26 protein-coding genes and 1 tRNA gene are annotated in these 26,031 nt (G+C 26.0%); 23 read left to right on the plus strand and 4 right to left on the minus strand.

Translation table 11 applies throughout. From position 1 onward, the window contains the following. The first annotated feature begins 2 nt into the window (after window positions 1-2). Genes scpB through secF form a run of 8 tightly spaced genes read left to right on the plus strand, consistent with a single transcriptional unit; the run spans window position 3 to window position 6,007 of the window. On the plus strand, window positions 3-659 hold the full coding sequence (gene scpB, locus AC8IGH_RS02035; RefSeq protein WP_507419052.1) for an SMC-Scp complex subunit ScpB: 657 nt from the start codon (window positions 3-5) through the stop codon (window positions 657-659). Window positions 660-698: 39 nt separating this feature from the next. Next, the gene (locus tag AC8IGH_RS02040; RefSeq protein WP_507419053.1) at window positions 699-893 is read left to right on the plus strand and encodes a twin-arginine translocase TatA/TatE family subunit; all 195 of its coding nucleotides are present in this window, start codon (window positions 699-701) and stop codon (window positions 891-893) included. 8 nt (window positions 894-901) lie between these two features. Beyond that, on the plus strand, window positions 902-1,144 hold the full coding sequence (tatB, locus tag AC8IGH_RS02045; protein WP_507419054.1) for a Sec-independent protein translocase protein TatB: 243 nt from the start codon (window positions 902-904) through the stop codon (window positions 1,142-1,144). Window positions 1,145-1,156: 12 nt separating this feature from the next. Further along, the gene (gene tatC, locus AC8IGH_RS02050) at window positions 1,157-1,930 is read left to right on the plus strand and encodes a twin-arginine translocase subunit TatC (protein WP_507419055.1); all 774 of its coding nucleotides are present in this window, start codon (window positions 1,157-1,159) and stop codon (window positions 1,928-1,930) included. Beyond that, the gene (gene serS, locus AC8IGH_RS02055) at window positions 1,917-3,191 is read left to right on the plus strand and encodes a serine--tRNA ligase (RefSeq protein WP_507419056.1); all 1,275 of its coding nucleotides are present in this window, start codon (window positions 1,917-1,919) and stop codon (window positions 3,189-3,191) included. The genes tatC and serS overlap by 14 nt, the downstream gene beginning before the upstream one ends. 58 nt (window positions 3,192-3,249) lie before the next feature. Beyond that, window positions 3,250-3,531, plus strand: coding sequence for a preprotein translocase subunit YajC (yajC, locus tag AC8IGH_RS02060; RefSeq protein ID WP_507419057.1), 282 nt, complete (start codon window positions 3,250-3,252; stop codon window positions 3,529-3,531). Window positions 3,532-3,538: 7 nt separating this feature from the next. Next, window positions 3,539-5,125, plus strand: a complete 1,587-nt coding sequence (gene secD / locus AC8IGH_RS02065; protein ID WP_507419058.1) for a protein translocase subunit SecD — start codon at window positions 3,539-3,541, stop codon at window positions 5,123-5,125. Next, on the plus strand, window positions 5,126-6,007 hold the full coding sequence (gene secF / locus AC8IGH_RS02070) for a protein translocase subunit SecF (protein ID WP_507419059.1): 882 nt from the start codon (window positions 5,126-5,128) through the stop codon (window positions 6,005-6,007). On the opposite strand, the gene AC8IGH_RS02075 is transcribed toward secF, so the two are convergent. Beyond that, window positions 6,004-6,603: a urate hydroxylase PuuD gene (locus AC8IGH_RS02075; RefSeq protein WP_507419060.1), complete on the minus strand. Its 600-nt coding sequence runs from the start codon at window positions 6,601-6,603 to the stop codon at window positions 6,004-6,006. The genes secF and AC8IGH_RS02075 overlap by 4 nt on opposite strands. A gap of 29 nt (window positions 6,604-6,632) precedes the next feature. After that, the gene (gene uvrA / locus AC8IGH_RS02080; protein WP_507419061.1) at window positions 6,633-9,521 is read right to left on the minus strand and encodes an excinuclease ABC subunit UvrA; all 2,889 of its coding nucleotides are present in this window, start codon (window positions 9,519-9,521) and stop codon (window positions 6,633-6,635) included. An 83-nt stretch (window positions 9,522-9,604) separates the two neighbouring features. Here uvrA and ssb point away from each other — a divergent pair, with 83 nt between their 5' ends. Genes ssb through AC8IGH_RS02100 form a run of 4 tightly spaced genes read left to right on the plus strand, consistent with a single transcriptional unit; the run spans window position 9,605 to window position 14,008 of the window. Beyond that, window positions 9,605-10,057 carry a single-stranded DNA-binding protein gene (gene ssb, locus AC8IGH_RS02085; RefSeq protein ID WP_507419062.1) on the plus strand — a complete coding sequence of 151 codons (453 nt, stop codon included), beginning with the start codon at window positions 9,605-9,607 and terminating at the stop codon, window positions 10,055-10,057. Window positions 10,058-10,066: 9 nt separating this feature from the next. Continuing rightward, window positions 10,067-12,754, plus strand: a complete 2,688-nt coding sequence (gene gyrA / locus AC8IGH_RS02090; protein WP_507419063.1) for a DNA gyrase subunit A — start codon at window positions 10,067-10,069, stop codon at window positions 12,752-12,754. Then, complete coding sequence (locus AC8IGH_RS02095; RefSeq protein WP_507419064.1) at window positions 12,754-13,044, plus strand: NADH dehydrogenase ubiquinone Fe-S protein 4; 291 nt, start codon at window positions 12,754-12,756, stop codon at window positions 13,042-13,044. The genes gyrA and AC8IGH_RS02095 overlap by 1 nt, the downstream gene beginning before the upstream one ends. Further along, complete coding sequence (locus tag AC8IGH_RS02100) at window positions 13,037-14,008, plus strand: putative transporter (RefSeq protein ID WP_507419065.1); 972 nt, start codon at window positions 13,037-13,039, stop codon at window positions 14,006-14,008. The genes AC8IGH_RS02095 and AC8IGH_RS02100 overlap by 8 nt, the downstream gene beginning before the upstream one ends. Here AC8IGH_RS02100 and AC8IGH_RS02105 read toward each other — a convergent pair. Continuing rightward, on the minus strand, window positions 14,005-16,074 hold the full coding sequence (locus tag AC8IGH_RS02105) for an ATP-dependent DNA helicase RecG (RefSeq protein WP_507419066.1): 2,070 nt from the start codon (window positions 16,072-16,074) through the stop codon (window positions 14,005-14,007). The two genes, AC8IGH_RS02100 and AC8IGH_RS02105, sit on opposite strands and share 4 nt — an antisense overlap. Before the next feature lie 37 nt (window positions 16,075-16,111). On the opposite strand from AC8IGH_RS02105, the gene AC8IGH_RS02110 reads away from it, so the two are divergent. After that, window positions 16,112-16,363 (plus strand): succinate dehydrogenase assembly factor 2, encoded by a 252-nt coding sequence (locus AC8IGH_RS02110; RefSeq protein ID WP_507419067.1) that lies wholly within the window; start codon window positions 16,112-16,114, stop codon window positions 16,361-16,363. A gap of 30 nt (window positions 16,364-16,393) precedes the next feature. On the opposite strand, the gene AC8IGH_RS02115 is transcribed toward AC8IGH_RS02110, so the two are convergent. Further along, window positions 16,394-16,483, minus strand: a tRNA-Ser gene (locus AC8IGH_RS02115). A 17-nt stretch (window positions 16,484-16,500) separates the two neighbouring features. Between AC8IGH_RS02115 and AC8IGH_RS02120 the strand changes: the two genes are divergently transcribed. The 10 genes from AC8IGH_RS02120 to AC8IGH_RS02165 all read left to right on the plus strand — a co-directional run. Beyond that, a complete protein-coding gene (locus AC8IGH_RS02120) occupies window positions 16,501-17,520 on the plus strand; it encodes a lytic murein transglycosylase (RefSeq protein ID WP_507419068.1) in 1,020 nt (339 codons plus the stop codon). Then, window positions 17,521-18,207, plus strand: coding sequence for a hypothetical protein (locus AC8IGH_RS02125; protein ID WP_507419069.1), 687 nt, complete (start codon window positions 17,521-17,523; stop codon window positions 18,205-18,207). Continuing rightward, a complete protein-coding gene (locus AC8IGH_RS02130) occupies window positions 18,204-19,364 on the plus strand; it encodes a D-alanyl-D-alanine carboxypeptidase family protein (RefSeq protein ID WP_507419070.1) in 1,161 nt (386 codons plus the stop codon). The genes AC8IGH_RS02125 and AC8IGH_RS02130 overlap by 4 nt, the downstream gene beginning before the upstream one ends. Further along, window positions 19,355-19,996: a dTMP kinase gene (gene tmk, locus AC8IGH_RS02135; RefSeq protein WP_507419071.1), complete on the plus strand. Its 642-nt coding sequence runs from the start codon at window positions 19,355-19,357 to the stop codon at window positions 19,994-19,996. Before AC8IGH_RS02130 ends, tmk begins: the two co-directional genes overlap by 10 nt. Further along, the gene (locus AC8IGH_RS02140; protein ID WP_507419072.1) at window positions 19,983-20,924 is read left to right on the plus strand and encodes a DNA polymerase III delta subunit-related protein; all 942 of its coding nucleotides are present in this window, start codon (window positions 19,983-19,985) and stop codon (window positions 20,922-20,924) included. Before tmk ends, AC8IGH_RS02140 begins: the two co-directional genes overlap by 14 nt. Continuing rightward, complete coding sequence (gene metG / locus AC8IGH_RS02145; protein WP_507419073.1) at window positions 20,925-22,445, plus strand: methionine--tRNA ligase; 1,521 nt, start codon at window positions 20,925-20,927, stop codon at window positions 22,443-22,445. Beyond that, on the plus strand, window positions 22,442-23,212 hold the full coding sequence (locus AC8IGH_RS02150; protein ID WP_507419074.1) for a TatD family hydrolase: 771 nt from the start codon (window positions 22,442-22,444) through the stop codon (window positions 23,210-23,212). The genes metG and AC8IGH_RS02150 overlap by 4 nt, the downstream gene beginning before the upstream one ends. Further along, on the plus strand, window positions 23,199-23,984 hold the full coding sequence (locus AC8IGH_RS02155; protein WP_507419075.1) for an MBL fold metallo-hydrolase: 786 nt from the start codon (window positions 23,199-23,201) through the stop codon (window positions 23,982-23,984). Before AC8IGH_RS02150 ends, AC8IGH_RS02155 begins: the two co-directional genes overlap by 14 nt. Beyond that, window positions 23,984-24,901 (plus strand): glycosyltransferase, encoded by a 918-nt coding sequence (locus AC8IGH_RS02160; protein WP_507419076.1) that lies wholly within the window; start codon window positions 23,984-23,986, stop codon window positions 24,899-24,901. The genes AC8IGH_RS02155 and AC8IGH_RS02160 overlap by 1 nt, the downstream gene beginning before the upstream one ends. A gap of 102 nt (window positions 24,902-25,003) precedes the next feature. After that, window positions 25,004-26,031 (plus strand): glycosyltransferase (locus AC8IGH_RS02165; protein ID WP_507419077.1); only part of this gene is annotated, 1,028 nt, incomplete at its 3' end.

Below are 26,031 nucleotides of genomic sequence, written 5' to 3' on the forward strand. Positions count from 1 at the left end.
TAATGTTAAATAAAAATAAAGAAGCAAAAAGATTAGTGGAAGCAATTTTATTTGCTGCGGATGAGCCGCTAGATATAGAAACAATAAAATCTAAAATTGAAGTAAATGTAGATATTTTAAAAATTTTAAAAGAGTTACAAACTGAATTTAGTGAAAGAGGTATGAATCTTTATGAAATTTCTAACAAATGGTCTTTTAGAACAGCTGAAAATTTGTCAAAAAAGATTGCAAGCGAAGTTGTTCAACAAAGAAAATTATCAAAAGCCACAATTGAAACCTTAGCTATTATTGCATATCATCAACCTGTGACTCGTTCTGAAATTGAAGAAATTAGAGGGGTTTCTTTTAGCACCGGTACTTTAGAAATACTTTTTGAACTTGGTTGGGTAAAACCTCAAGGAAGAAAAGAAATACCTGGTAAACCTTTACTTTATGTGACAACTGATGTTTTTTTAAGTCATTTTAATTTAAAATCTTTATCAGACTTACCAAATTCTGAAGAGTTAGCTTCCGCTGGTTTAATTGATAGTCGTTTGGATAGATCAATTTTTGGAACTAATAAGTTTGCTAATGATGATTTAGAAAAACAATCTAAAGAAGACATTTTTACCAATATAGATGACATGCTTTCTGGAACATTAAATCAAAAAGATAATTAATTATTTGTAAATAATAATATTTAATATATAAATTTGAATATGGGTCTTAGTTTTTGGCATATAATTATTGTTGTAATAGTAATAGTCCTTTTATTTGGCCGAGGAAAAATATCTGATTTAATGGGTGACGTTGCTAAAGGCATTAAAAGTTTCAAAAAAGGTATGTCTGATGACCAATCATCAGATAATAAAGATCCTAAAGATAAAGATCAAAATTCAAAGCCAAATCACTAAAATAATTTATGCCACAAATAGGGTGGTCAGAAATTTTAGTTATCATACTAGTTGCAATTATAGTCATTGGACCTAAAGATCTTCCAATAGTTCTTAAAAAGTTTATTCAAATAAAAAATGGAATTAAAAACTATGTTAATTCATTTCAAAAAGGAATTGATGATATAGTGCAAGAGCAAGAAAAAGATATAAAAAAAATAATAGATATTAATCCTGAAGATGAAAATAAAAAAAAATCAAACAAATCCTAATTTTTTATTTTTATGAGTGATAATAATGATCAAAATCAATCAAGTATTACCGAACATCTTTTAGAATTAAGATCTCGAATAATTAAAAGTCTAATTTTTTTTGTAATTGCATTCATAATTTCTTATATGAATGCTGATAAAATATACGATTTTTTATTACAACCTTACGTTAAAGCTTTAGGAGAAAATCAAGCAGGTACTAAAAGATTAATTTTTACAGCTTTACAAGAAACTTTTATTACTTATTTAAAATTATCTTTTTTTTCTGCTCTATTTTTTTCTTTTCCTGTTTTTTTGATACAATTATGGAAATTTATAGCACCAGGATTATATCAAAACGAAAAAAAAGCTATTTTGCCTTTTATTATTGTTACGCCTATTCTTTTTTTGACCGGAGCCTTATTAGCCTATTATTTTATAATGCCTTTAGCTATTAAGTTTTTTTTATCGTTTGAAACTCTGAGCACTCAGACAAGTATGCCTATACAATTAGAAGCTAGAGTCAGTGAATATCTTTCTTTAATAATGGTTTTTATGATTGCATTTGGACTTAGTTTTGAATTACCAGTTTTGTTAATTTTATTAGCAACTATTGGTTTTATTGACTCTAAATATTTATCAGAAAGAAGAAGATATATTATTGTTATTATATTTATTGTTGCTGCAATTATTACTCCTCCTGATCCAATTAGCCAAATAGGATTAGCAATTCCATTGATGCTTTTATATGAAATATCTATTTTAATTATTAAATATTTAGAAAAAAACAAAAATGATAAATCTTAAAAATTTAAGAGAAAATCCATCTCTTTATAAAAAAAAATATAAAGAAAGATTTATTAAAAATTCAGATCAATTAATTGATGAAATTATTTTTTTAGACTCCTCTATTAGACAGATTTTAGATAAACAACAAAAATTACAAGAAGAGAGAAATAACATATCAAGGGAATTATCTACTTCTAAAGATAAAAAAAGTCAGCAATTTTCATCTTTGTCAAAAAAAGTTTTGAATATTAAAAATGATATAGAAAATTATGAAAAAGATCTTTGTGAACAAAAATCTAAGATAAATAATATTCTTCATAATTTACCAAATATTCATTTAGATGAAGTTCCAGTAGGGCAAGATAGCCAAAGTAATAAAGAAATAAGAAAATATGGTAATATTAAAAATTTTAATTTTAAAATTAAATCACATGATGAGATTGGTTTATTAAAAGATTTAATAGATTTTGATACGGCAACAAAAATCTCTGGTGCTAGATACGTCATAACAAAAGGTAATATTGCTAAATTAGAAAGAGCATTAATTAATTTTATGATTGATACACATGTTCAAGAATTTGAATATCTAGAAATGAATGTTCCGATAATTGTTAATGAAGAATCTATGTTTGGAACGGGACAATTACCAAAATTTTCTAAAGAACAATTTTCATTAAATACTAGTTCTTGGTTAATACCTACTGCTGAAGTTTCACTTACAAACATTGTTAGAGATAAAATACTAAATTATGAAGATTTACCCCTTAGATATGTTGCCGCCACTCCTTGTTTTAGAGCAGAAGCGGGTGCTGCCGGCAAAGATACAAAAGGAATGATGAGACAACATCAATTCTATAAAGTTGAATTAGTAAGTATTGTGAAACCAGAGGATAAAAATATTGAATTAGAAAGACTTACGAATTGTGCTGAAACAATTTTAAAAAAATTAGAATTACCATATAGAGTAATGTTACTGTCCTCTGGAGATATTGGTTTTAGTGCAGAAAAAACTTATGATCTTGAAGCATGGATACCCTCTCAGAATAATTATAGAGAAATATCTAGTTGTTCTTCTTGCGGACAGTTTCAAGCAAATAGAATGAAGGCACGTTTTAAAGATTTAGAAAAAAAAATTGACTACGTTGTAACACTAAACGGTTCTGGTCTTGCTATAGGAAGAACTTTGATTGCAATAATTGAGAATAATCAAAACGAAGATGGATCCATTAATATTCCACAAGTTTTACATAATTATATGGGTGGGATAAAAAAAATTTAATTCAATTAAAATAAAAAATTAATTGTATTTAAAGATCATCTAGTATATCCAAGCGAATATGTCAGGATCAGGTTTTGCACAATTTATTCCCTTAATATTAATATTTGTAATTTTTTATTTTCTGCTAATTAGACCACAACAAAAACGCGTTGCTGAGCATAAGCTTATGATTTCAAAATTAACTAGAGGTGATACTGTTGTTACAGCTGGTGGAGTCATAGGAAAAATTTCAAGAATTATAGATGAAGAGAAAGCAGAATTAGAAATTGCTGATAATATTAATGTTAAAATTATAAAATCAACTATTACACAAGTTTTATCTAAATCAGAAAGTAATTAAGTTAGTAGTGTTAAATTTCTCCAGATTAAAAATTGGATTTATACTTACATCTATTGTTATTTTTTTTTATATTTTTTTAGGAAATTTTAATTTTGCTTATAAAACTAATTTTTTTTTAGATAAAAAAATAAATTTAGGTTTAGATCTTCAAGGTGGGTCTTATTTATTATTAGAAATTGATATAAATCCTTTAATTAACAAAAAATTAGAAGAAAAAGTATCTGATCTAAAAAAAAAATTTAATGAAAAAAAGTTAGATATTAAAAATTTAACTATTTCTAATAATAAAATCATTTTTGAAATAAAGAATGTTTCTCAAAAAAATATTGTTACTACTATTATTGATGAAAATAATAATAATATTAGTATTTTTTCTAGAATAAAAAATAATAATGTAACAGATAATTCTAAAGATTTTTTCTATAAAATTGAAAAAGATATATTTATTTTACAATTTACCGAAGAATATATTAAACGACTAAAAAATGATGTAATTAATCAATCTGTAGAAATTGTTAGAAAAAGAGTTGATCAACTTGGAACTAAAGAGCCTACTATACAACAAAAAGGGGACAATAGAATTATTGTTGAATTGCCAGGATTGTCTGATCCGTCTATTTTTAAAAATATTCTTGGAAAAACTGCACAATTAAATTTTAAATTTTTAAAAACTAACCAAAGCTCAGCTGATAGCCTTGGTTTTGAAAAGATTAAAAATAAAGCTGATAATTCCTTTATCGAAGTTGAAAAAAAATTAATAGTTTCAGGTGAAAATTTGATTGATGCTCAACCAGGTTTTGATAGACAAACAAATCAATCTATTGTTAGTTTTAAATTTGACAATGTAGGAGCTAAAAAGTTTGCGAATGCTACCAAAGATAATGTCGGTAGACCCCTTGCGATTATTTTAGATAGCGAGATATTAAGTTCTCCTGTTATTAGAGAGCCGATACTTACTGGAAGCGGTCAAATATCTGGAGGATTTACAGTAGAAGAGGCTAATCAATTAGCTATTTTACTAAGAGCTGGTGCATTGCCAGCGCCCATGAAGATTATAGAGGAAAGAACAGTTGGTGCTGATTTAGGTAAAGACTCTATTCGTTATGGAATAATTTCATTTATAGCAGGTTTTTTATTGGTATTCATTTATATTATATACGCTTATAAATTATTTGGACTATTCGCTAACATTACACTTTTATTAAACATTGTAATCCTAATTTCAGTTTTGTCTTTATTTGGCGCTACTTTAACTTTGCCGGGTATAGCTGGAATTGTTCTCACTGTCGGTATGGCAATTGATACTAATGTAATAATTTACGAAAGAGCAAAAGAGGAATTAAAGATTGAAAAATCAAATATTATTGCTTTTGATATTGCTTATAAAAAATCATTATTAACTATCATTGATTCAAATTTAACAACATTAATTGCAGGCATTATTTTATTTTATTTAGGGAACGGACCTGTAAAAGGTTTTGCTGTTACTCTTTGTGTTGGGTTAATAACTTCATTTTTTACAGCTTTTACAGTTAGTAGATTAATGGTTTCTAAATATCTTATGGCTAATAAAGATAAGATTATAAATATATAAATGACAAATTTTAACTTTTTAAAATACAAAAATTTTTTTTTAATACTATCAACTTTTTTGGTTATAACTTCCATCATCTTAATATTTGCGAAAGGGTTAGATTTTGGAGTTGATTTTAAAGGCGGAACAACAATCGAAATTCGACTAGAAAAAAAAATTGAAATAGAAAAACTTAGAAATTCTTTATCAAAACTTAAAATTAACAACTATTCAGTTAAAGAATTTGGATCTGCAAATGATTTTCTGATTTCAACAGATAATAGTGTTTCACCAGGTGATATTAAAAGTTCTATTGAAAAGGATTTAAATGAAAAAATTTCAATTAGAAAAGTTGAGTCAGTAGGTCCTAAAATAGGATCTGAATTAATTAAATCAGCGATTTATTCTGTTTTATTAAGTTTTATTGCAATGTTTTTTTATTTATGGTTTAGATTTGAATGGCAGTTCAGTTTTGGTGGTATAGCTGCTCTATTTCACGATGTTATAATCACAGTTGGAGTATTTTCTCTTTTAGGATTAGAATTTAATCTTACAATTGTGGCTGCATTATTAACTATTATTGGTTATTCAATTAACGATACTGTTATCATTTATGATCGAATTAGAGAAAATTTAAAGAAAGATAGCAGTAGTGAATTGTCAATCTTGGTAAATGAATCTTTAAATAATACTCTTTCTCGTACATTAAAAACTTCTGGAACGACTTTATTGTCCATTATTGCTGTATTAATTTTTGGAGGAGAGGTTCTGAAAGGGTTTGCCTTTGCTATTACTTTTGGAATTATAATAGGCACTTATTCTTCAATTTATATAGCCTCACCAATAGTAATGTTTTTTAAAGTAAAGAGAGATTGGTCAGTTAAAATTGATAATACGCCTTAATAAAGATTTTGAGCAGTTACCATTGTTAACAGCATCGGAATAGACAAAAAAGTATTAGTTCTAGAGATTAACATTGCCATTCTTGCTGATTTAGTTTTGGTTTCAGGATCGCATTCAACAATTCCCAAAGCTCTTTTTTGATTTGGCCAAATTATAAACCAAACGTTAAAAGCCATAATTATTCCAAGCCACATACCAATTCCAATTGTTATATTTTTTGGATTTCCTTTAAAGGCTAAGGCTTCATGAACATAACCATTTAAATAAGCTGTTATTAAACCTGTAATAATTGTTGAAAGTGCAGCCCAACGAAACCAAAATAAAGCTGCTGGAGCTATTACTTTTCCAATTGCAGGTTTTTGTTCGTCAGGAATTTTTGGCATACTTGGTATTTGCACAAAATTAAAATACCATAACAATCCTATCCACATAATCCCGGACAAGACGTGTAAGTATCTAAATATAGCGCTCCAAAAATATCTATCGTTTGACCAACCATCGTTAATATAAAACAAAACTCCAAAAAAAATTAAAGTTGCAATAACAGAAGTTATTATTGTCTTTGGTAATGATTGAAGAATATTACTGATTCCCATAATGTAATATTAACATATAAAATATTCTTTTAAGCAATCTTTTTTGAAAGATTTTTAGATAAAATTTTCTTTAAAAATTCGCCTGTATAACTGTTTTTTATAAGAGAAATGTCCTCTGGAGTGCCTTCAGCAATAATTTTTCCACCTTTTACACCTCCTTCTGGGCCCATATCTATAATCCAGTCTGCTGTTTTAATAACATCCAAATTATGTTCAATGACTATTACTGTATTTCCTTTGTTTACAAAAGTATGCAGTACTTCTAATAATTTTTTGACATCATGAACATGTAAACCTGTAGTAGGTTCATCTAGTATATAAATTGTTCTTCCTGTTGCTCTTTTTGATAACTCTTTTGCAAGTTTAATTCTTTGTGCTTCTCCTCCTGATAAAGTAGTGGCTTGTTGTCCAATTTTTATATAGCCAAGACCTACTTTTTGAAGAGTTAAGAGCTTATCTTTAATTGATGAAATATTTTCAAAAAACATGACCCCTTCATCAACTGTCATATTTAAAACATCAGCAATATTTTTATCTTTAAATCTTATTTCTAAAGTTTCTCTATTGTATCTATTTCCTTTACAAACATCACACTGAACATAAACATCAGGTAAAAAATGCATCTCATAAGTTATTACTCCATCACCTTCACATGCTTCACATCTTCCTCCTTTAACATTAAAAGAAAATCTACCTGGTTTATAACCTCTTGCTTTTGAATCTGGCAAATTGACGAACCATTCTCTTATAACTGTAAATGCTCCAGAGTAAGTTGCTGGATTAGATCTTGGGGTTCTGCCAATAGGAGATTGATCAATATCTATTATTTTATCTAAATACTCATAGCCCTGGATACCTTTAAAAGGTTTTGGCATATTTTTTGTTATGGTTTTATTAATCATTAAATTTAATGCTCTATAAAGAGTATGTAGAACAAATGTTGATTTTCCACTGCCAGAAACACCTGTTACTGTGGTAAAAGTTCCAAGAGGAATTTTAGCTGTAACATTTTGTAAATTATTTCCAGTAGCTCCACTCAGAGTTAAATATCTACCATCTTTTGCTTTTCTTCTTATTTGTTGAATAGGAATATATTTTTTTCCAGACAAATATTGTCCAGTTATACTATTTTCATTCTGTTTAATTTCTGAAGGTGTGCCGGTAGCAGTAATATAACCTCCCTCAGTTCCAGCGCCAGGTCCAAGATCAATAATATAATCTGAGTTAAGCATTGCCTCTTCATCATGCTCTACAACTATAACTGTATTACCTAAGTCTCTTAATCTTTTAAGGGCATTTAAAAGTTTTATATTATCTTTTTGATGCAATCCAATTGACGGCTCATCCAAAACATAAAGAACTCCGGTTAAACCTGAACCTATTTGTGATGCTAATCTTATTCTTTGAGATTCTCCTCCAGACAATGTTCCCGATGATCTTGATAAATTTAAATAATCAAGACCCACATTTATTAAAAAACTTAATCTTTCATTAATTTCTTTTAAAATATGTAAAGAAATTTTATTTTCTTTTTCAGTTAAATATTTATGAAGATTAGAAAACCATTCGTAAGCACTTTGAATAGACATTTTTGAAACCTCGCTAATATTTAATTCATTTATTTTTACCGAAAGTGCTTCTTCTTTAAGTCTCATTCCTTTACATCGCTCACATTCTGTTTCATTTTGGAACTGAGAAATCTCTTCTCGTTTCCAATCGCTATCAGTTTCTAAATATTTTCTTTCTAAATTAGTAACTACACCTTCAAATGATTTTTTGTTTGAATATTTTTCATAACCATCATCATAAAAAAATTTAATTTCATCTTCGCCTGATCCATATAAAATAATATCTTGGATTTTTTTTGGTAAATCTTTCCATGGAGTTTCTAAAGAAAAATTATAATGTTTAGCCAAAGAAGATAATGTTTGAGCATAATACAATGTCGAAGTTGAAGCCCATGGTATAATTGCTCCATCAATTAAAGATTTTTTATCGTTCGGAACTACTAATTTTGGATCAATATAAAGATCTACTCCAATGCCTTCACATTCTGGGCATGCACCATAAGGACTATTGAAAGAGAATAATCTTGGTTCTATTTCTTCAATAGTAAACCCACTCTCGGGACATGCAAATTTTGAAGAAAATATAATTTTTTCATTTTTTTTAAATTCTTTTGGAAGATTCTCATTTGTAAAATCCACATAAACAAGTCCATCTGATAAAGATAGTGTGGTTTCAATACTCTCTGCTATTCTTTGTTGTTCTTTTTTATCATTAATAAAACTATCTACATATATTTCTATGTCATGTTTTAAATTTTTATTTAAAGTAGGTGAGTTATCAATTTCGTAAATCTTTCCATCAATTCTTGCTTTCTGAAAACCTCTTTTTTTATATCCTAGTAATTCTTTTTTATATTCACCTTTTCGCCCTCTAACTACAGGAGCGTAAATTTGAATTTTAGATTGTTTTGGTAAATCTAATATACGGTCTACCATCTCTGAAATTGTTTGAGATTTAATAGGTTTTCCGGTGAAAGGTGAATAGGGAATGCCAATTCTAGCATACAAAACTCGCATGTAATCATAAATCTCAGTTACTGTTGCAACAATTGATCTTGGATTTTTTGAAGTAGTTTTTTGCTCTATCGATATTGCTGGTGATAGACCCTCAATCAGATCAACATCTGGTTTTCTCATACGGTCTAAAAATTGACGAGCATAAGCTGATAAACTTTCAACATATCTTCTTTGACCTTCAGCATAGATTGTATCAAATGCTAAAGATGATTTTCCGGAGCCAGACAGTCCTGTTATAGTTATTAATTTGTCTCTTGGAATCTCTAATGAAATATTTTTTAAATTATGTTCTTTAGCACCTTTGATAACGATTTTTGTGACACTATTACTCATCTTTTTAGTAAATTTTATTCTTTTAATTTGATTAGTCTGATATAATAAACATGTAATTCTTACTTCAAAAAAAGATCTATATTATGGCAGGAAGCTTAAATAAAGTTTTATTAATTGGTAGACTTGGAAATGATCCTGAAATCAAACAAATGCAAAATGGAAAAAACGTTGCAAGACTAAGTGTTGCAACTTCAGAAAGCTGGAAAGATAAAAATACTGGAGAAAAAAAAGAAAAAACAGAATGGCATAGAGTTGTTATTTTTAATGAAGGCTTAGTTAACGTTGTTCAAAAATATCTTAAAAAAGGAGCCCAAGTTTATATAGAAGGTCAGTTAAATACTAATAAATATACTGATAGTAACGGACAAGAAAAATACAGCACTCAAATAGTTCTGCAAGGATACAACTCATCTCTTACAATGTTAGATGGAAAAAGTTCTTCATCCGGAGACAGTAAAAAATTAGAAGGTAGTCAATTACCCTCGGATGATATGAACGATATATCTCAAGATCCTGACGATAAAGTACCATTTTAAATTTACTTCATGAGTGAAGATTTAAATCAAGAAAATTCAATCAATAAAAAATATAGCTCAGTTCAAATCGTAGATGAGATGAAAACCTCATACTTATCCTACGCAATGAGCGTTATCATAAGTAGAGCACTACCTGATGCAAGAGACGGATTAAAGCCTGTTCATAGAAGAATTATCTATGCGATGTACAAAGGTGGATATGATTGGTCAAAACAATTTAGAAAATCAGCAAGAGTAGTCGGCGATGTAATTGGTAAGTATCACCCGCATGGCGATCAGGCAGTTTACGATGCTTTAGTTCGATTAGCTCAAGATTTTTCTATGAGTGTAAAATTATTAGATGGCCAAGGTAATTTTGGATCTATGGATGGCGATAGAGCTGCTGCAATGCGTTACACTGAAACAAGATTAGCTAAAATTTCCGAATATTTAGTTGCAGATATTGAAAAAAATACAATTGATTATCAAAACAATTATGACGATACTGAATTAGAACCAACCGTACTTCCAACTCAATTTCCTAATTTGTTAGTAAATGGAGCAGGTGGCATAGCTGTTGGAATGGCAACAAATATTCCACCTCATAATCTTGGAGAAATTATTGATGGTACTCTTGCTTATATTGATAATAATGAAATTTCCATTGATGAGTTAATTAAGTTAATTCCAGGCCCTGATTTTCCTACTGGAGGTTTGATAATTGGAAAAGAAGCAATAAAAACTGGATATAAAACCGGAAGAGGATCAATAAAAATAAGAGGTGAAATTGATACAGAGGAAGAAAAAAAAGACAAAACTCTTATAGTGATTAAGTCAGTACCATTCCAAACTAACAAATCTTTACTAATAGAAAAAATTGCTCTTTTGGTAAGAGAAAAAAAAATTGAAGGCATATCAGATATAAGAGATGAATCTAATAAGGAAGGCGTAAGAATAGTTATTGATTTAAAAAGAGGAGTATCAAGCGAAGTAATTATAAATCAACTTTATAAATACTCTCCAATTGAGTCATCATTTGGATTTAATACTCTTGCAATCCTTAACGGTAAACCTGAGTTACTAAATTTAAAACAATTTATAAAAGTTTTTGTAGAATTTAGAGAAAAAGTTTTAATTAAAAGAACATTATTTGACTTAAAAAAGGCTAAAGATCGAGTTCACATTCTAATTGGATTATTTATAGCAATAGAAAATATTGATGAAATTATAAATATTATTCGTAAATCTAAAAACCCAAATGAAGCAAAGATTACACTTCAAAATAAACAATGGAGTTTTAAAAAATCAAAAATAAATAAGGATGTTTTGGACGTCAGTGATTTATCTAATAAAGATCAATATCATTTATCAGATTATCAAGTTAGAGCAATTTTAGAACTTAGACTTCAAAAACTTACTGCAATTGGTCATGAGGAAATTAATCAAGAAATTAGCGAACTTTATAAACTTATAGTTAATTATAAAAAAATTCTCAATGACAGAAGTGTACTGTTAAATCAGATTAAAGATGAGCTAAAAGATATTAAAGCAAAATTTGCAACTTCTAGAAAAACTAAAATTATAAATCAAGTAGGAACATTTGATATTGAAGATGTGGTTCAAAAAGAAGATGTGATTATTACTATTACTAACAAAGGATATATTAAAAGAAGTCCTTTAAGTTCAATTAGAGTTCAAAAAAGAGGTGGTAAAGGTAAAACAGGAATAACTACCAGAGACGAAGATTTTGTAAGTCAAATATTTACTGCTAACACTCATACGCCTATTCTTTTCTTTTCATCAAAAGGTATAGTTTATAAATTAAAAGCATGGAAAATTCCCGAAGGTTCAAATCAGTCAAAAGGCAAGGCTCTTCATAGTATTCTTCCATTAAAAGAAGGTCATATAATCACATCAATTATGCCTTTACCAAGTGATGAGTCTTTATGGAAAAAAATGAAAATTATATTCGCTACTGCGAGCGGTAAAGTAAGAAAGAATAGCCTTTTAGATTTTGAAAGTATTCAACAAAGTGGAAAAATAGCAATGAAATTAGAAAATAATGATTCAATTGTTGGAATTAAAATTTTAGATGATGATGATGATTTTTTATTAAGTTCAAAGAATGGAAAATCTTTAAGAGTTCAATCAAAAAACCTTAGACTTTTTAAAGGTAGATCTTCTAAAGGAATTAAAGGCATGTCCTTAAAAAAGGATGATAAAATCATTTCTTTGTCAATTTTGAAAAGCGTTAAAATAACATCCGATCAAGCAAGATCATATATTAAATCATCAAGATTAGAAAAAGATGCAGAAGTAAATTCAGACGATGAGAATGAAACAACTAAAATAATATCGTTATCTAAAAAGCAAATTGAAGAATTTAAAAATAAAGAACAGTATATTTTGACTATAACTGAAAATGGTTACGGAAAACGTTCTTCTGCATATGAATACAGAGTAAGCGGTAGAGGGGGTCAAGGAATAATTAATATTATAAGTTCGCAAAGAAATGGTAATGTTGCCTCAACATTTACAATCAATCATGAAGACCAAATTATGTTAATTACTGATAAAGGCCAGATGATTAGATGTAATGTTAAAGATATTAGAATTACTGGTAGAAACACTCAAGGAGTTAAAATTTTTAATCTTTCAGAAGATGAAAAAGTTGTTTCTGCTGCACGAGTAGAAGACTCTTCAGAAGAAAGTTATTAATGAATCAAAGAGCTAAAATTTATCAACCTGTTAAAACTGCAATGCAATCGGGCAAAGCTCGAACAAAATTTTGGATTTTAGAATTTAATAAATCTAATTCTAACAAAGATTTTGTGATGGGTTGGACGTCATCTTTAAATACAGATGAGCAAATTAAGCTAAAATTTGAAACACAAGAGCAGGCTATTGCCTATGCAAAACAAAATAATATTGAATTTGATCTAATAACACATAAAAAAAGTAAACTAATAATCAAAGCTTATGCAGATAATTTTTTAAATAATGTTTAAAAGTTTTTTTTTTAATAAAAAATGGATTTTATGGTCATGGGGTGGTGGTTTATTATTGATTTTTTCACTTCTAATCCAAGTATCTATAACTGTTAAAATAAATGAATGGTATAAAGGTTTTTATGACTTATTGCAGAATGCAGCAAAAAATAATATTTCTGAATTTTGGGAAAAAATTTATATTTTTTGTTATTTAGCTTTTCCATATGTAATCCTTGCGACATTTACAGGTTTTTTTACAAGAGTTTATTCTCTACGATGGCGTGAAGCGATCACTTTTGACTATATTCCTTTATGGAAAAATAGCCTTGAAAAAGTAGAAGGCGCATCACAAAGAATTCAAGAAGATACGAGCAGATTTGCAAAAATTGTAGAAAGTTTAGGACTTCAGGTTATTAGAGCTATTATGACTTTAATTGCTTTTGTCCCTATATTATGGGGTCTTTCATCTGGGATACAAATTGAATTCCTAAAGCAATTTCCAGGATCTTTAGTTTGGGTATCTTTAATCGTAAGTTTGGGAGGTTTAATAATTAGCTGGTTTGTTGGAATTAAATTACCAGGTCTTGAGTATAATAATCAAAAAGTAGAAGCATCATTTAGAAAAGAATTAGTTTACGGAGAAGATGATAGGTTAAAATATGCAAAACCAGATACTATATTTGAATTATTTTCGGGAATTAAATTTAATTATCACAGACTTTTTTATAATTATGGCTATTTTGACATTTGGGTAAATTTATACGATCAATTTATGGTAATAGTTCCATATCTTGTAATGGCTCCAAGTCTATTTGCAGGTGCAATTACTTTAGGTGTTATAGTCCAAGTATCCAATGCTTTTCAAAGAGTTCATAATAGTTTTTCATTGTTTATTCACCAATGGACTACTATTACTGAATTAAGATCTATTTATAAACGTTTAGGCGAGTTTGAGATTGCAATAGGGTATAAAAAAAATTAACCACTATCTATTATATTTAGTATTTTATCTTTTTTAAAAAACTTCAGTAAAGTGTTAAATTTATCAACTGATAAATTATCTTTAGTGTAATAATCAGTTTCTTGCTTAGCTAACTCAAAAAGATGAGAATGATACATTGGATCGGCTACAATAAAATCTTTTTCACCACTTTGTTTGTAACCAATAATATCTCCAAATCCTCGTAATTTTAAATCTTGTTCAGATATAAAAAATCCATCATTAGATTCTTTAAGAATTTTAAGCCTTTTTTTTCCATTTTCGCTTATTGATTTTGAATAAATGAGAATACATTCTCCGTCATCTATTCCTCTTCCGACTCTTCCTCTTAATTGATGTAATTGAGCAAGTCCAAATCTTTCTGAATTTTCAATTATAATTGTATTTGCATTTTGATTATCAACACCAACTTCCACTACTGTTGTAGATATTAATATAAAAAATTTTTTATCTAAGAAATCTTTCATTATACTAATTTTTTCATCATTTTTTAAATTGCCATGCATTATTGCAACTTTTTTTGGAAAATATTTATTTAAAAATTCATATCTTTCTATAACGGGGGTTAATTTAACTTTTTTGCTTTCTTCAATTAAAGGACAAATCCAATAAATTTGTTGTTTATTTTCAATTTTATTTTTTATCAAATTAATTAAATCAGATATTTTATTTTCAGGAATAATATTTGTTATAATTTTTGTTTTTTTAAATGGTTTTTCTTTAAGTGTTGAAATATCCATATCTCCATAAGTTGATAGAATTAGGGTTCTTGGTATAGGTGTTGCGCTCATTAACAGTACGTCACAGTTTGCTCCTCCTTTTTCAGAAAGATTTATTCTTTGTTTAACGCCAAATTTATGTTGTTCATCTATAATAATTAATCCTAATTTCTTAAATAAAACACTTTCTTGAAATAAAGAGTGAGTTCCAATTAAAAAATTAATTTTACCTTCGGCAAGTTCTTTCTTAATTTCGATTTGTATTTTTTTGTTAATACTGCCACTTAAAATTTTAATATTTATATCAAGACCTTGGGTTATGGATTTAATCAAATTTAAATGTTGTAATGCTAATATCTCGGTAGGACACATTAAAGCTACTTGAAAGCCAGCAGCTATAACATTTAATCCAGAGATAATTGAAATTATAGTTTTTCCTGAACCAACATCGCCTTGAAGGAGTCTTAACATTTTTTTATTTTTTTTTAATCCATCCTCAATTTCTGCAATAATATGTTCCTGATCATTAGTTAATTTAAATGATAAATTTTTAATTACTTTAGATTTATAATTAGAAGAAAAAATTTTAGCATCTTTATGAATTGCTAAATTTTTTTTTTTGATCTGAGAAAAGATTAATAAATTAGAGAATATTTCATCAAAAGATATTCTTTCATAGGCTAAAGAATTTTTATCTAAATCTTCAATTTTTTTTGGATTATGCAACTGAATTAATGAATCTTTAAAACTTAACCATTTATTTTTTTTAATAAAAATATCTCTATGCCATTCTTCAATATCGGGAATTTCATTAGTAATATTTTCATATATTTTGTTTATAGTTTTATTAGAAATTCCTTTTAACGAACTGTAAGTTGGCATTACTTTACTAACCTTGTCTTCATTATGAATTGAGGTAACGTAATCTGGATTTGTTATTTGATATTTATTTTTATAAACATTAACTTTCCCACTAATAATGACTTCGTTGTTAATGGGTAATATTTCCTTAATGTAATTTTCTCTGGTATTGAAAAAAACAATGTTTATTTCACCTGTGTCATCATAACATTGAACAGTATTAGGAAGCCTTCTTAATCTTGGAAAATTATGTTTTTTTACCTTAACAAATATAGTGCTAATTTTACCTATTTCTAAGTTGTTTAATTTAGGACAATGAGTTCTATCAATTATTCCATAAGGAAAATTAAAAATTAAATCTATATTAGATTCTATTTTTTTTTCATTAAATAATTTTTGTATTTTTGGTCCTATTCCTTTAATTTTAGAAATTGGATTAAAAAAAAAATTAAAATTTTTTTCTATCATTTAAAGACTAATTTTAATTAAGATATATATATTAGATATGAATAATTTAATAAAAAAACTTTTATATCGCTCTAATCATAGAGGAACCAAAGAAATGGATTTAATAATTGGTGGATTTGCTAAAGAAAATTTAAAACATTTAAATACTAATGAATTAAATGAATTTGAACTTTTATTAAATTATACCGATAAAGAACTAAGCTCTTGGTTAATTGATAAAAAAAAAAATATTGAACTTGAAAAATTTTCTATATCTAGCAAAATTAAAAATTTTAGATTAAAATTTTAATTTTTACTAATTATTAATTTATAAAAACATTGGCGGAGAGGGTGGGATTTGAACCCACGAACGAGTTGCCCCGTTGCTAGTTTTCAAGACTAGTGCTTTCAACCGCTCAGCCACCTCTCCTTGATTAATGACTTTAAATGTCGTCTATGTTAAAAAATGTGATGAATATTTACCTTAAATTTAAAATATTTCTAATTATTTATTTATTTTTAATATTTATTCCAAATGTTTCTATATCAAACGAAAAATTTAATGATTGGATAGTTGCTTTTAAGAGTAGAGCAGTTACTCAGGGTGTTTCAAAAGAAACTGTAAATTATGCATTAAATAATGTTAGATTTTTGGAAAAAATCGTTGCCCTAGATAGAAAACAGCCAGAATTTTTTGAAAAGACTTATGAATATTTAGATAAAAGAGTTGATGAAAAAAGAATATTTACTGCCAAAAAACTTTTAGATGATAATTCGACTTTACTTGATAAAGTTTACAATAAATTTAAGGTTGATAAAGAAATTTTAATAGCTCTATGGGGAATAGAAACAAATTTTGGAGCTAACAAGGGCAGAGTAGATATTATCTCAGCTTTAGCAACTTTATCATTTGATAACCGAAGATCAGAATATTTTGAAAAAGAGTTAATTATTCTTTTAAAATTAATTGATAATAAAATTATAAAATATGAGAGTTTATATGGTTCATGGGCTGGAGCTATTGGAAATTTTCAATTTATGCCCTCAACGATTCAAAAATATGGAATTAATTTTGATGAAGTTTCAGAAATTGATTTAATAAATTCATTTCAAGACTCTGTTGCTTCTGCAGCAAATTATTTAAATACAATAGGTTGGAAAGATAAAGATATATGGGGGTTTGAAGTAAAAATTAATAAAAATTTTGAGAGTAATTTAATAAATTCTGACTCTAGAAATCTTAAAAATAAAGTTTCAATTTTAAAATTAAAACAGTTAGGTTTTAAAAATATAAATGACAGTGAGATCCTAACAACAGATAAAAAAGAAGGTTGGTTAATTAGACCTGATGGAAATGATGGTCCAATTTATATTGTATTTGATAATTTCTTAAAATTATTAGAATGGAATAGATCTTTACGTTTTGCAATTACCGTTGGGACTCTTTCAGATAAAATAAAATTATAAATGAAGACTAGAATTTTAATTTTATTTTTTATTTTAATTTCATCATGTCAAAATTTCACATCATATGAAAAAGTTATTCCCTATGAAAAAATTGGCTTTGCAGAACTTTCAATAAATGAGGACATTATACATCCAATTTTAGCTTCAGAAAGTCAAATTAAAATTACAAACTTATTAAATAAAAAAAATATAATTTTAAGTATTAATAAAACTTCTAAAATTGGAAAAGAAAGAGAAATAATTATCCCTAATAAATATTTTAGTTTATTAGAACTAAATCCAAAATTACCAATAATAAAAGTTGAAACTATAAAATCAAACAAAGTATTCAAAGCAGAAATTGCAAAAATTTTTGAAGAAGAAAAAAAAGTTTTACAAAACATAGAAACAACAAATGTTGATGTAATTGATTTATCTAAAAATAGTAATTCTAAAAGCAGTAATTATAAAAATGATAATTTAAAAAATGTTTCAATTTATTATGGTGATTTTACTTTTAAGAATACAGCTTTAGATATGGTTAGTTTATTAAAAAAAGAAATAAAAAGTATTAATCCAGTTATAGTTAAAGTTAATAAAAAATTTAGAGTTAAAGCTATGACTATAAATGATATCAATGAATTTGATATTTATTATAGTAAAATTGCAAATACTAAGTTTGAAAATTATAATATAAGCATAGAATGAATTTTAAAAAAATTTTTATTTTAATTTTTGCAATATTAATCTTTTCATCAACATCATATTCGCAAGTAATTATTCCTGATAAAGTTAGACAAGGAATTGTGATAGACCACTCCAGTGGCACTATATTAGCTCAAAAAAATGCTGATCAAAAAATATCACCAGCATCCATGACTAAAATTATGACAGCTATTGTAGTATTTGATCAGCTTAAGGATAAAAAAATTAAATTAACAGATCAATTTACTGTTTCTAAAAAAGCTCGTAACGCAACTAAATCTGGGGAATCGACCATGTTTTTAGTTCCAGGTGACAAAGTTGCAATCGAAGATTTATTAAGAGGATTAATTATTGTTTCTGGAGTTGATGCATCAATTGTTTTAGCCGAAGGAATATCAAGTAGTGAAGAACAATTTGTAGTTTTAATGAATGAAAAAGCGAAAAAAATTAATATGATAAACACTAATTTTAGCAATTCTTCTGGAACATTTAGCCAAGACAATTATTCAACGGTAAGAGATATTGCTATAATGTGTTCTTATTTGATCAATAACTACCCTCAATATTATAAATATTTTAAAGAAAAAGATTTTGCATGGGTCAGAACAGGAGGAAATCCAGTCAAACAAGAAAATAGAAATATACTACTTTTTAATGATGAAGAGGTTGATGGTATTAAAACAGGACATTTAAAAGATAGTAAATATTCTATTGCTGTTACAAAGAAAAAAGGCAATAGAAGAATAATAGCTGTAATTAGTGGTTTACCTACAATGTCTTCTAGGGCAGAAGCATCTAAATTCTTATTGAATAGTGCTCTGAACAAAATCGACCTTATGAAAATATCCTACGATGATGATAAATTTAGAATAAAAATATGGAATGGAAGTTCTTCTTATCTAAATGTCAAAGGATTAAATAAAGATGGAATCTTTGTTAATTTACCTAAAAATTTAAAAAATCCTAAAATTAGAATGGAATTAGAATATGAATACCCATTACAAATTCCTATAAAGAAATTTGAAAAAGTAGCTATTCTTAGAATATACAATAACAAAGAACTTATAGACACTAGAGATTTATTTGCTCAAAAAGATATAACGTATAAAAATATATTCTTTAAAGGCATCCAAAATATCAATCATTACTTATGGCATTAAAAAAGCCATTATTTATCTGCTTTGAAGGGGTAGAGGGCTCTGGAAAGTCAACTCAGGCAAAACTTTTATACAAGTTTATAAAAAAAAAAATTACTAAAAATGTTATTTTAACACGAGAACCAGGAGGAACTTTATTCTCAGAAAGAATTAGAGACTTAATATTAGAAAAAAAAACAAATATTAAGCCGTTAACAGAATTTTTATTATTGATGGCAGCAAGAAATGAACATCTTATAAATAAAATAAATTTATATCTCAAAAAAAAATTTATAGTAGTTTGTGATAGATTTTTTTACTCAACGTTAGCATATCAACATTACTTGGAAGGTATGAATAAAAAATTTATTTTTAGTATTCAAAAAAAAATTTACAAAAAAATTCATCCAGATATTACTTTTTTAATCGATTTGAATGAAAAGGAATCTAAAATTAGAATAAATAAAAGATCAAAAAAAACTAACAAATTTGATAAACTCTCTGTTCATCACTTTAATAAAATTAGAAATGGTTTTCTTAAAATCTCAAAAACCTACAAAAAAAGAATTATTTTAATTAAAGGAAATAAATCGCTTAATGAGATTCAAAATGAAATTAACAAAATAATTACAAAAAAATTAAATGCTAGATCGTAATTTTTCAAACATTGAATTTTTAAATAAGTATCAAAGATTTTTGTATGGTCATAATGAGCTATTTAAGAAATTAATTCGTCTTTATAAAATAAACAAATTACCAAACAAGATTATATTTAATGGAAGTGATGGGATTGGCAAAGCTACCTTTGTTTATCATTTAATAAATTTTATTTTATCAAATAAAGAAAATGAAACATACGACATAAATAAAAATGAAATTATGGAGAATAATAAATCTTATCTAGAAATAATAAACAACGTAAATTTTAATTTTAAACATTTAAAAGTTGATAATTATAAAAAGGTTATAAGCATCGAAGAGACAAGAGAAATTATAAATTTTTTTAATAAATCATCAATTAATAATAAACCTAAAATATTTTTTTTAGAAGGAGCTGAAAATCTTAATAAAAATTCATCAAATTCAATTTTAAAAATTCTTGAAGAACTTCCTGATAATAATTTTTTTTTCATTTCTCATCTAGAAAATAAATTTATACTTGAGACTATAAAATCTAGATGTTTTAATTGCAGACTTTTTATTAATTCAGAAGAAAGTACTTTTATTAAAGAAAAATTATTTTCTCAGTACGATACTAGTTATAAAATTATTGAAAATCTGAATCCAGGAATAAATCTTAAAATCAACATTTTATTTGATGAATTAGATATTTATGAAAAAAATTTTTCTGAAAAAATTTTATCTATTCAGAATTATTATTTAGAGGAAAAAAGTAATAAGGTATTAGATTTAATGCATATTTTTATTGAAAATTATTTTGTAAATAATTTAAAAAAAAATAATTTTTTTAAAAATTTAAGAATAAGAAATAAAATTAATTCTATTATTTTTAATATTAATTCGATCAATAATGAAGTTAAAAGTAACTTTTATGAATTGAATCTTTTGCTTGGTATAAAATAAATGAAAAATTTTTATTTGACGACACCAATTTATTATCCATCGGCTAAACCACACATGGGGCATGCTTATTCGAGCATTTCAGCTGATGTAATTGCTAGATTTAAAAAATTAGAAGGGTTTAATGTTAATTTTTTAACAGGAACAGATGAGCACGGACTTAAAATTCAAAGAGCAGCTGAACAACAAAAAAAAGATCCAAAAGATTTTTGTGATGAAATTTCTAAAAATTTTATTGAACTAGCTAAAAAATTAAATCTTACAAATACTGATTTTATTAGAACAACAGAAGAAAGACATAAAATAACTGTATCTAAATTATGGAATATTCTTGAGGAAAAAAAAGAAATTTATATTTCTAAATATTCTGGATGGTATTCAGTATCCGATGAGGCTTTTTATAATGAGGATGAGATTGAGATAAAGTCAAATGTTAAAGTCTCTAAAGCTTCAGGTTCCAAAGTAGAATGGGTGGAAGAAGAGTCATATTTTTTTAGACTATCAAAATGGCAAGAACCTTTGTTAAAATATTATGAAGATAACTATGATTTTATCTCTCCGCTTAGTAGAAGAAACGAGGTTATAAGTTTTGTTAAGGGAGGTCTAAAAGATCTATCAATAAGCAGAGCCTCATTTAAGTGGGGCATTCCAGTTCCAAATAATAACAAACATGTAATTTATGTGTGGCTAGATGCATTAACTAATTACATAAGTGCTTTAAATTATTTTGAAAATGATAATAAGAACCAGTTTTGGCCCGCAGATGTTCATATCATTGGTAAAGACATTATAAGATTTCATGCTGTTTATTGGCCAGCTTTTTTGTTGGCTGCTGGTATTAATCCTCCAAAAAAAGTTTTTGCTCATGGTTGGATACTTTCTGGAGAAGAAAAAATGTCGAAATCTAAAGGAAATATTTTAGATCCTTTAGAAATTATCGATAATTTCGGTTTAGACGAAATAAGATATTATTTAATGAAAGAAGTTATTTATGGTGAAGATGGAAAAATAACACCTGAAAATTTAATTAATTGTATAAATAGTGATTTAGCTAATAATATTGGAAATTTATATCAAAGAATAAGTTCAATTGTTCATAACAAATTAAATTCTATAATTCCTAATTGTAATCCAAAGGAAAGTTCTGATTTAAGAATTTTAAATTTAGTGGAAGATAATTTAGATTTATTAATTGAAACTTTTAATAAATACGAGATTCATAATTATTTAAAAAATATAATTCAATTATGTTCGGAGGTTAATAAATACGTAAATGACTCAGCTCCGTGGTCATTAAAAGATGATAATTTAGAAAAAAGAAACATTATTATTTATACCGTTTTAGAATTTATGAGAAAAATTTCTATTTTATTGCAGCCAATTATTCCTGAAAAAAGTAAGATAATTTTAGATTCATTAAATATTAATAATGAAGAAAGATATATCAAAAATATAAATAAAAATTTTTATATTAAGGCAGATACTAAAATTACAAAAATAAATATTTTATTTAAAAAACAATGATAATAGATTCTCATTGTCATCTTGATTATGAACCGTTAATAAACAATATTGATCAAGTCTTATTAAATGCTAAAAATAATAATGTTATCAATCTGCTCACAATTGGAACAAGTTTTGAAAGTTCAAAAAAAGTTTTAGATATAGTTAATAAATATTCTAATGTTTATGGAGCTATAGGAATACATCCAAATTCAACTACAGGAGCAATTGATAAATTAAATGATATCCTTGAACTTAAAAGACATAATAAAAAAATTATAGCTTTTGGTGAGACTGGCTTAGATTACTATTATAAACGAAGTCAAAAAGATGACCAAATTTTTGCATTTGAAAAACATATTGAATTTTCAATTTCTGAAAATGTTCCTGTAATTGTTCATACAAGAGATGCTGATGAAGACACTATTTCAATTGTAAAAAAGTATTATAAAAAAACAAATTTTTTAATACATTGCTTTACTGGTTCATTAAATTTTGCAAAAAATTTGTTAGATCTAAATTGTTTAATTTCATTTAGTGGAATAATTACGTTTAAAAAATCTAATGAGTTAAGAGATGTTGTTAAATATGTCCCCTTGGAGAAGATGTTAATAGAAACAGATTCACCTTATTTAAGTCCAGATCCATTTAGAGGAAAAAGCAATGAGCCTGCAAATGTCAAAATTGTAGCAGAGACTGTTGCCGCTATTAAAAACTTAGCTTTAGAGAAAGTTGCAAGCTCTACCACAGTTAATTTTAAAAATTTTTTTTTAAATGGAAAAAACTGAAGTTATTTTACTTGGATGTGGTAGTTCATTGGGAGTTCCTAGAATAGATGGGTGCTGGGGAAAAGTTGATAAAAAAAACAAGAAAAATCAAAGAATGAGATGCTCTTTATTTGTCAAATATAAAGGAATCTCTATAATAATTGACACTTCACCAGATATTAAAAATCAGCTGTTAAATAATAAAATTAAAAAAATTGATTTCGTTGTCTATTCCCACGATCATGCTGATCAGACACATGGGATTAATGAACTTAGGCCTTTTTTTTGGATTAATAAAAAAAAAATACCAATATATGCAGATAAAAAAACTTCTAACTATTTATTAAATTCCTTTAAATACCTATTTGTAAAGCAAAGTAAATATTATAAACCAATTTTAAAGATGAATATTATTAATAATAATTTCTTTCTAAAGAAAAATAAAAACTCAATTCAACTAGAAACAATCAAAGTTAAACATGGCAATATCAACTCTAATGGATATTTATTTAACAAAATAGCTTACATTAGTGATTGCAGTTCAATATCAAATATATCATTAAATAAATTAAAGGGGTTAAAATTATTAATAATAGATTGTTTAAAATTTAAAAATCATCCGACACATTTAAATTTCAAAAAATGTTTATCTTATATAAAAATATTAAAACCTAAAAAAGCTATTCTTACGAATTTACATAGTGACATCGATTATTTGTCACTAAAACATAAGTTGTTAAAAATATCTAAAAATATAACTCCTGGTTATGATGGATTAAAGGTTGTTATTTAATGAAGCAAAAAAAAGAAATTGCTATATTACTACCTAACAAAGAAGACTATTCATTAAATAATGCAGCCGCTGCTTCAATTTGGGTAAAAGATTTTAATACAGGTTTTATCGAAAAAAAACAGTTAATATTTGGTATCTCTTCATCTTCTTCTACTCTTTCAAAAAATTTTATAAATTTAAAAAAAGTTAATTTTATAAATAATAGTTTTTTTTATCTTAAAAATTTTGTTAAAAAATTACCAAAAACAATAAAAGTTATAGTAATACATAACAGACCTCATTTTTTTTTTACTCTTAAAAAAAAATTTCCAGAAATTAAATTTATTTTAATATTCCACAACGATCCAAATACGTTAAGAGGATCAACATCTATTAATGAAAAATTAAATATTTTACAAAACTGTGATGAATTAATTTTTGTAAGTTCTTATGTTAAGAATAGATTTTATTATAATTTAATAAATTTATTACCAATAAAAGGAAGGGTTATTTATCCTGCTACAAATTATTACAATCATAATTTTAAAATAAATATTAAAAAAGAAAAAATCATTGTCTTTATTGGAAAACTTAATTCTGCAAAAGGTTATAATCATTTTGGTAAAGCTGTTATTAGTATTTTAAACAAATACAAAGACTGGAGAGTTATTGTCGCCGGTAATGAAAAAAGAGAAAAATACAATTTTTTTCATGAAAGATTAAAGATTTATAATTGGTTATCACATAAAAAAATTATAAATATTTATAAAAAATCGTCAATTTCTATAGTCCCATCAACTTGGAATGAGCCTTTCGGTCGTACTGCCATGGAGTCGTCAGATATGGGAAATGCTTTGATAACAAGTGGTTTTGGCGGGTTAAAAGAAACATCTTTTAATCAAATCGTTCTTAAAAAAGTTAATTCTAAATCAATTTAAAAAGAAATTATAAATTTAATAAAACACCCAACTTTATTAAAAAAAATTCAGAAGTTAAATTATAAAAACCATAAAATAAATTACATTGAGAATTTAAAAATTTTGTCAAAAATAAAAAATAATTTAATAGAAAAAAAAGATTTCAAAATTAATTATATTGAAAAAAAAAATAATAAAGTTTTACACATTGCATCTTTTGATGAAAAAAATAATTTTAGATTATCTAATATTAATTTAGCTGCTAAAATTTCTGATGGCTTTTTAAAAAATAATTTTAAAGTCACTAATTTTAGCGATAGATTTTTTTCTAAGCAAAATATATTTGTAGATATAAATGATAAAATTGTAAATATTATCAAGAACTTAAAACCTAACCTAATTTTATTAGGTCATACCAATTCATTAAAAACTGAAACTATAAAATATATTAAAGATGAATTTTCAGATATAAAAATTGCTTTTTGGTACGAAGACTCAATTAATTGTAAAGGACCTGATTTCATTAAAAATAAAAAATTTATTGAAAAATATATAAATTATGTTGACCAGTTTTTTATTACAACTGCTAAGCAATGTGTCGAAGCTTCTATTCCTAAAAATAAAGTAAATTATATGCCAATACCAGCATCTAATTACTGTGAAAATTTAAATTTACACAAAACAAAAGATCATCAATTTGATATCTTTTATGCTGTAAGTCATGGAGTTAACAGGGGTGTTCTTAAAAATAATAAGATTGATGAAAGGTTTATTTTTTTAAATTCGTTAATAAAAAAATCTCAACAAATCACTTATAATATTTTCGGGTTTAATAATATTCAGCCTATATGGGGAGAAAAATTTATTGAGGAAATATCCAAATGTAAATTTGGCTTAAATCTAAGCAGGGGAGAACCAGTAAAATATTATTCTAGCAACAGAATTTCAACATTAATAGCAAATGGTATGCCAACATTAATAGATGAAAAAATTAGTTATAGTGATTTTTTTTCGAATAAGGAAATAATTTTTTATAAAGATGTTGAAGATCTAATTGATAAAGTTATTTTTTTCAAAAAAAATGATAAAAAAAGAATTCAAATTGGGCTGAATGGAAAGAATAAGTATTTCAAAATATTTAATAATTTAAT

Source organism: Candidatus Allofontibacter sp. (assembly GCF_038145245.1).
GTDB lineage: Bacteria > Pseudomonadota > Alphaproteobacteria > Pelagibacterales > Pelagibacteraceae > Fontibacterium.

What these genes read in the sequence shown, in the direction of transcription:
- scpB (WP_507419052.1), top strand. Translation starts at nt 3, where the DNA reads ATGTTAAATAAAAATAAAGAAGCAAAAAGATTAGTGGAAGCAATTTTA.
- AC8IGH_RS02040 (WP_507419053.1), top strand. Translation starts at nt 699, where the DNA reads ATGGGTCTTAGTTTTTGGCATATAATTATTGTTGTAATAGTAATAGTC.
- tatB (WP_507419054.1), top strand. Translation starts at nt 902, where the DNA reads ATGCCACAAATAGGGTGGTCAGAAATTTTAGTTATCATACTAGTTGCA.
- tatC (WP_507419055.1), top strand. Translation starts at nt 1,157, where the DNA reads ATGAGTGATAATAATGATCAAAATCAATCAAGTATTACCGAACATCTT.
- serS (WP_507419056.1), top strand. Translation starts at nt 1,917, where the DNA reads ATGATAAATCTTAAAAATTTAAGAGAAAATCCATCTCTTTATAAAAAA.
- yajC (WP_507419057.1), top strand. Translation starts at nt 3,250, where the DNA reads ATGTCAGGATCAGGTTTTGCACAATTTATTCCCTTAATATTAATATTT.
- secF (WP_507419059.1), top strand. Translation starts at nt 5,126, where the DNA reads ATGACAAATTTTAACTTTTTAAAATACAAAAATTTTTTTTTAATACTA.
- AC8IGH_RS02075 (WP_507419060.1), bottom strand. Translation starts at nt 6,603, where the DNA reads ATGGGAATCAGTAATATTCTTCAATCATTACCAAAGACAATAATAACT.
- uvrA (WP_507419061.1), bottom strand. Translation starts at nt 9,521, where the DNA reads ATGAGTAATAGTGTCACAAAAATCGTTATCAAAGGTGCTAAAGAACAT.
- ssb (WP_507419062.1), top strand. Translation starts at nt 9,605, where the DNA reads ATGGCAGGAAGCTTAAATAAAGTTTTATTAATTGGTAGACTTGGAAAT.
- gyrA (WP_507419063.1), top strand. Translation starts at nt 10,067, where the DNA reads ATGAGTGAAGATTTAAATCAAGAAAATTCAATCAATAAAAAATATAGC.
- AC8IGH_RS02095 (WP_507419064.1), top strand. Translation starts at nt 12,754, where the DNA reads ATGAATCAAAGAGCTAAAATTTATCAACCTGTTAAAACTGCAATGCAA.
- AC8IGH_RS02100 (WP_507419065.1), top strand. Translation starts at nt 13,037, where the DNA reads ATGTTTAAAAGTTTTTTTTTTAATAAAAAATGGATTTTATGGTCATGG.
- AC8IGH_RS02105 (WP_507419066.1), bottom strand. Translation starts at nt 16,074, where the DNA reads ATGATAGAAAAAAATTTTAATTTTTTTTTTAATCCAATTTCTAAAATT.
- AC8IGH_RS02110 (WP_507419067.1), top strand. Translation starts at nt 16,112, where the DNA reads ATGAATAATTTAATAAAAAAACTTTTATATCGCTCTAATCATAGAGGA.
- AC8IGH_RS02120 (WP_507419068.1), top strand. Translation starts at nt 16,501, where the DNA reads ATGTCGTCTATGTTAAAAAATGTGATGAATATTTACCTTAAATTTAAA.
- AC8IGH_RS02125 (WP_507419069.1), top strand. Translation starts at nt 17,521, where the DNA reads ATGAAGACTAGAATTTTAATTTTATTTTTTATTTTAATTTCATCATGT.
- AC8IGH_RS02130 (WP_507419070.1), top strand. Translation starts at nt 18,204, where the DNA reads ATGAATTTTAAAAAAATTTTTATTTTAATTTTTGCAATATTAATCTTT.
- tmk (WP_507419071.1), top strand. Translation starts at nt 19,355, where the DNA reads ATGGCATTAAAAAAGCCATTATTTATCTGCTTTGAAGGGGTAGAGGGC.
- AC8IGH_RS02140 (WP_507419072.1), top strand. Translation starts at nt 19,983, where the DNA reads ATGCTAGATCGTAATTTTTCAAACATTGAATTTTTAAATAAGTATCAA.
- metG (WP_507419073.1), top strand. Translation starts at nt 20,925, where the DNA reads ATGAAAAATTTTTATTTGACGACACCAATTTATTATCCATCGGCTAAA.
- AC8IGH_RS02150 (WP_507419074.1), top strand. Translation starts at nt 22,442, where the DNA reads ATGATAATAGATTCTCATTGTCATCTTGATTATGAACCGTTAATAAAC.
- AC8IGH_RS02155 (WP_507419075.1), top strand. Translation starts at nt 23,199, where the DNA reads ATGGAAAAAACTGAAGTTATTTTACTTGGATGTGGTAGTTCATTGGGA.
- AC8IGH_RS02160 (WP_507419076.1), top strand. Translation starts at nt 23,984, where the DNA reads ATGAAGCAAAAAAAAGAAATTGCTATATTACTACCTAACAAAGAAGAC.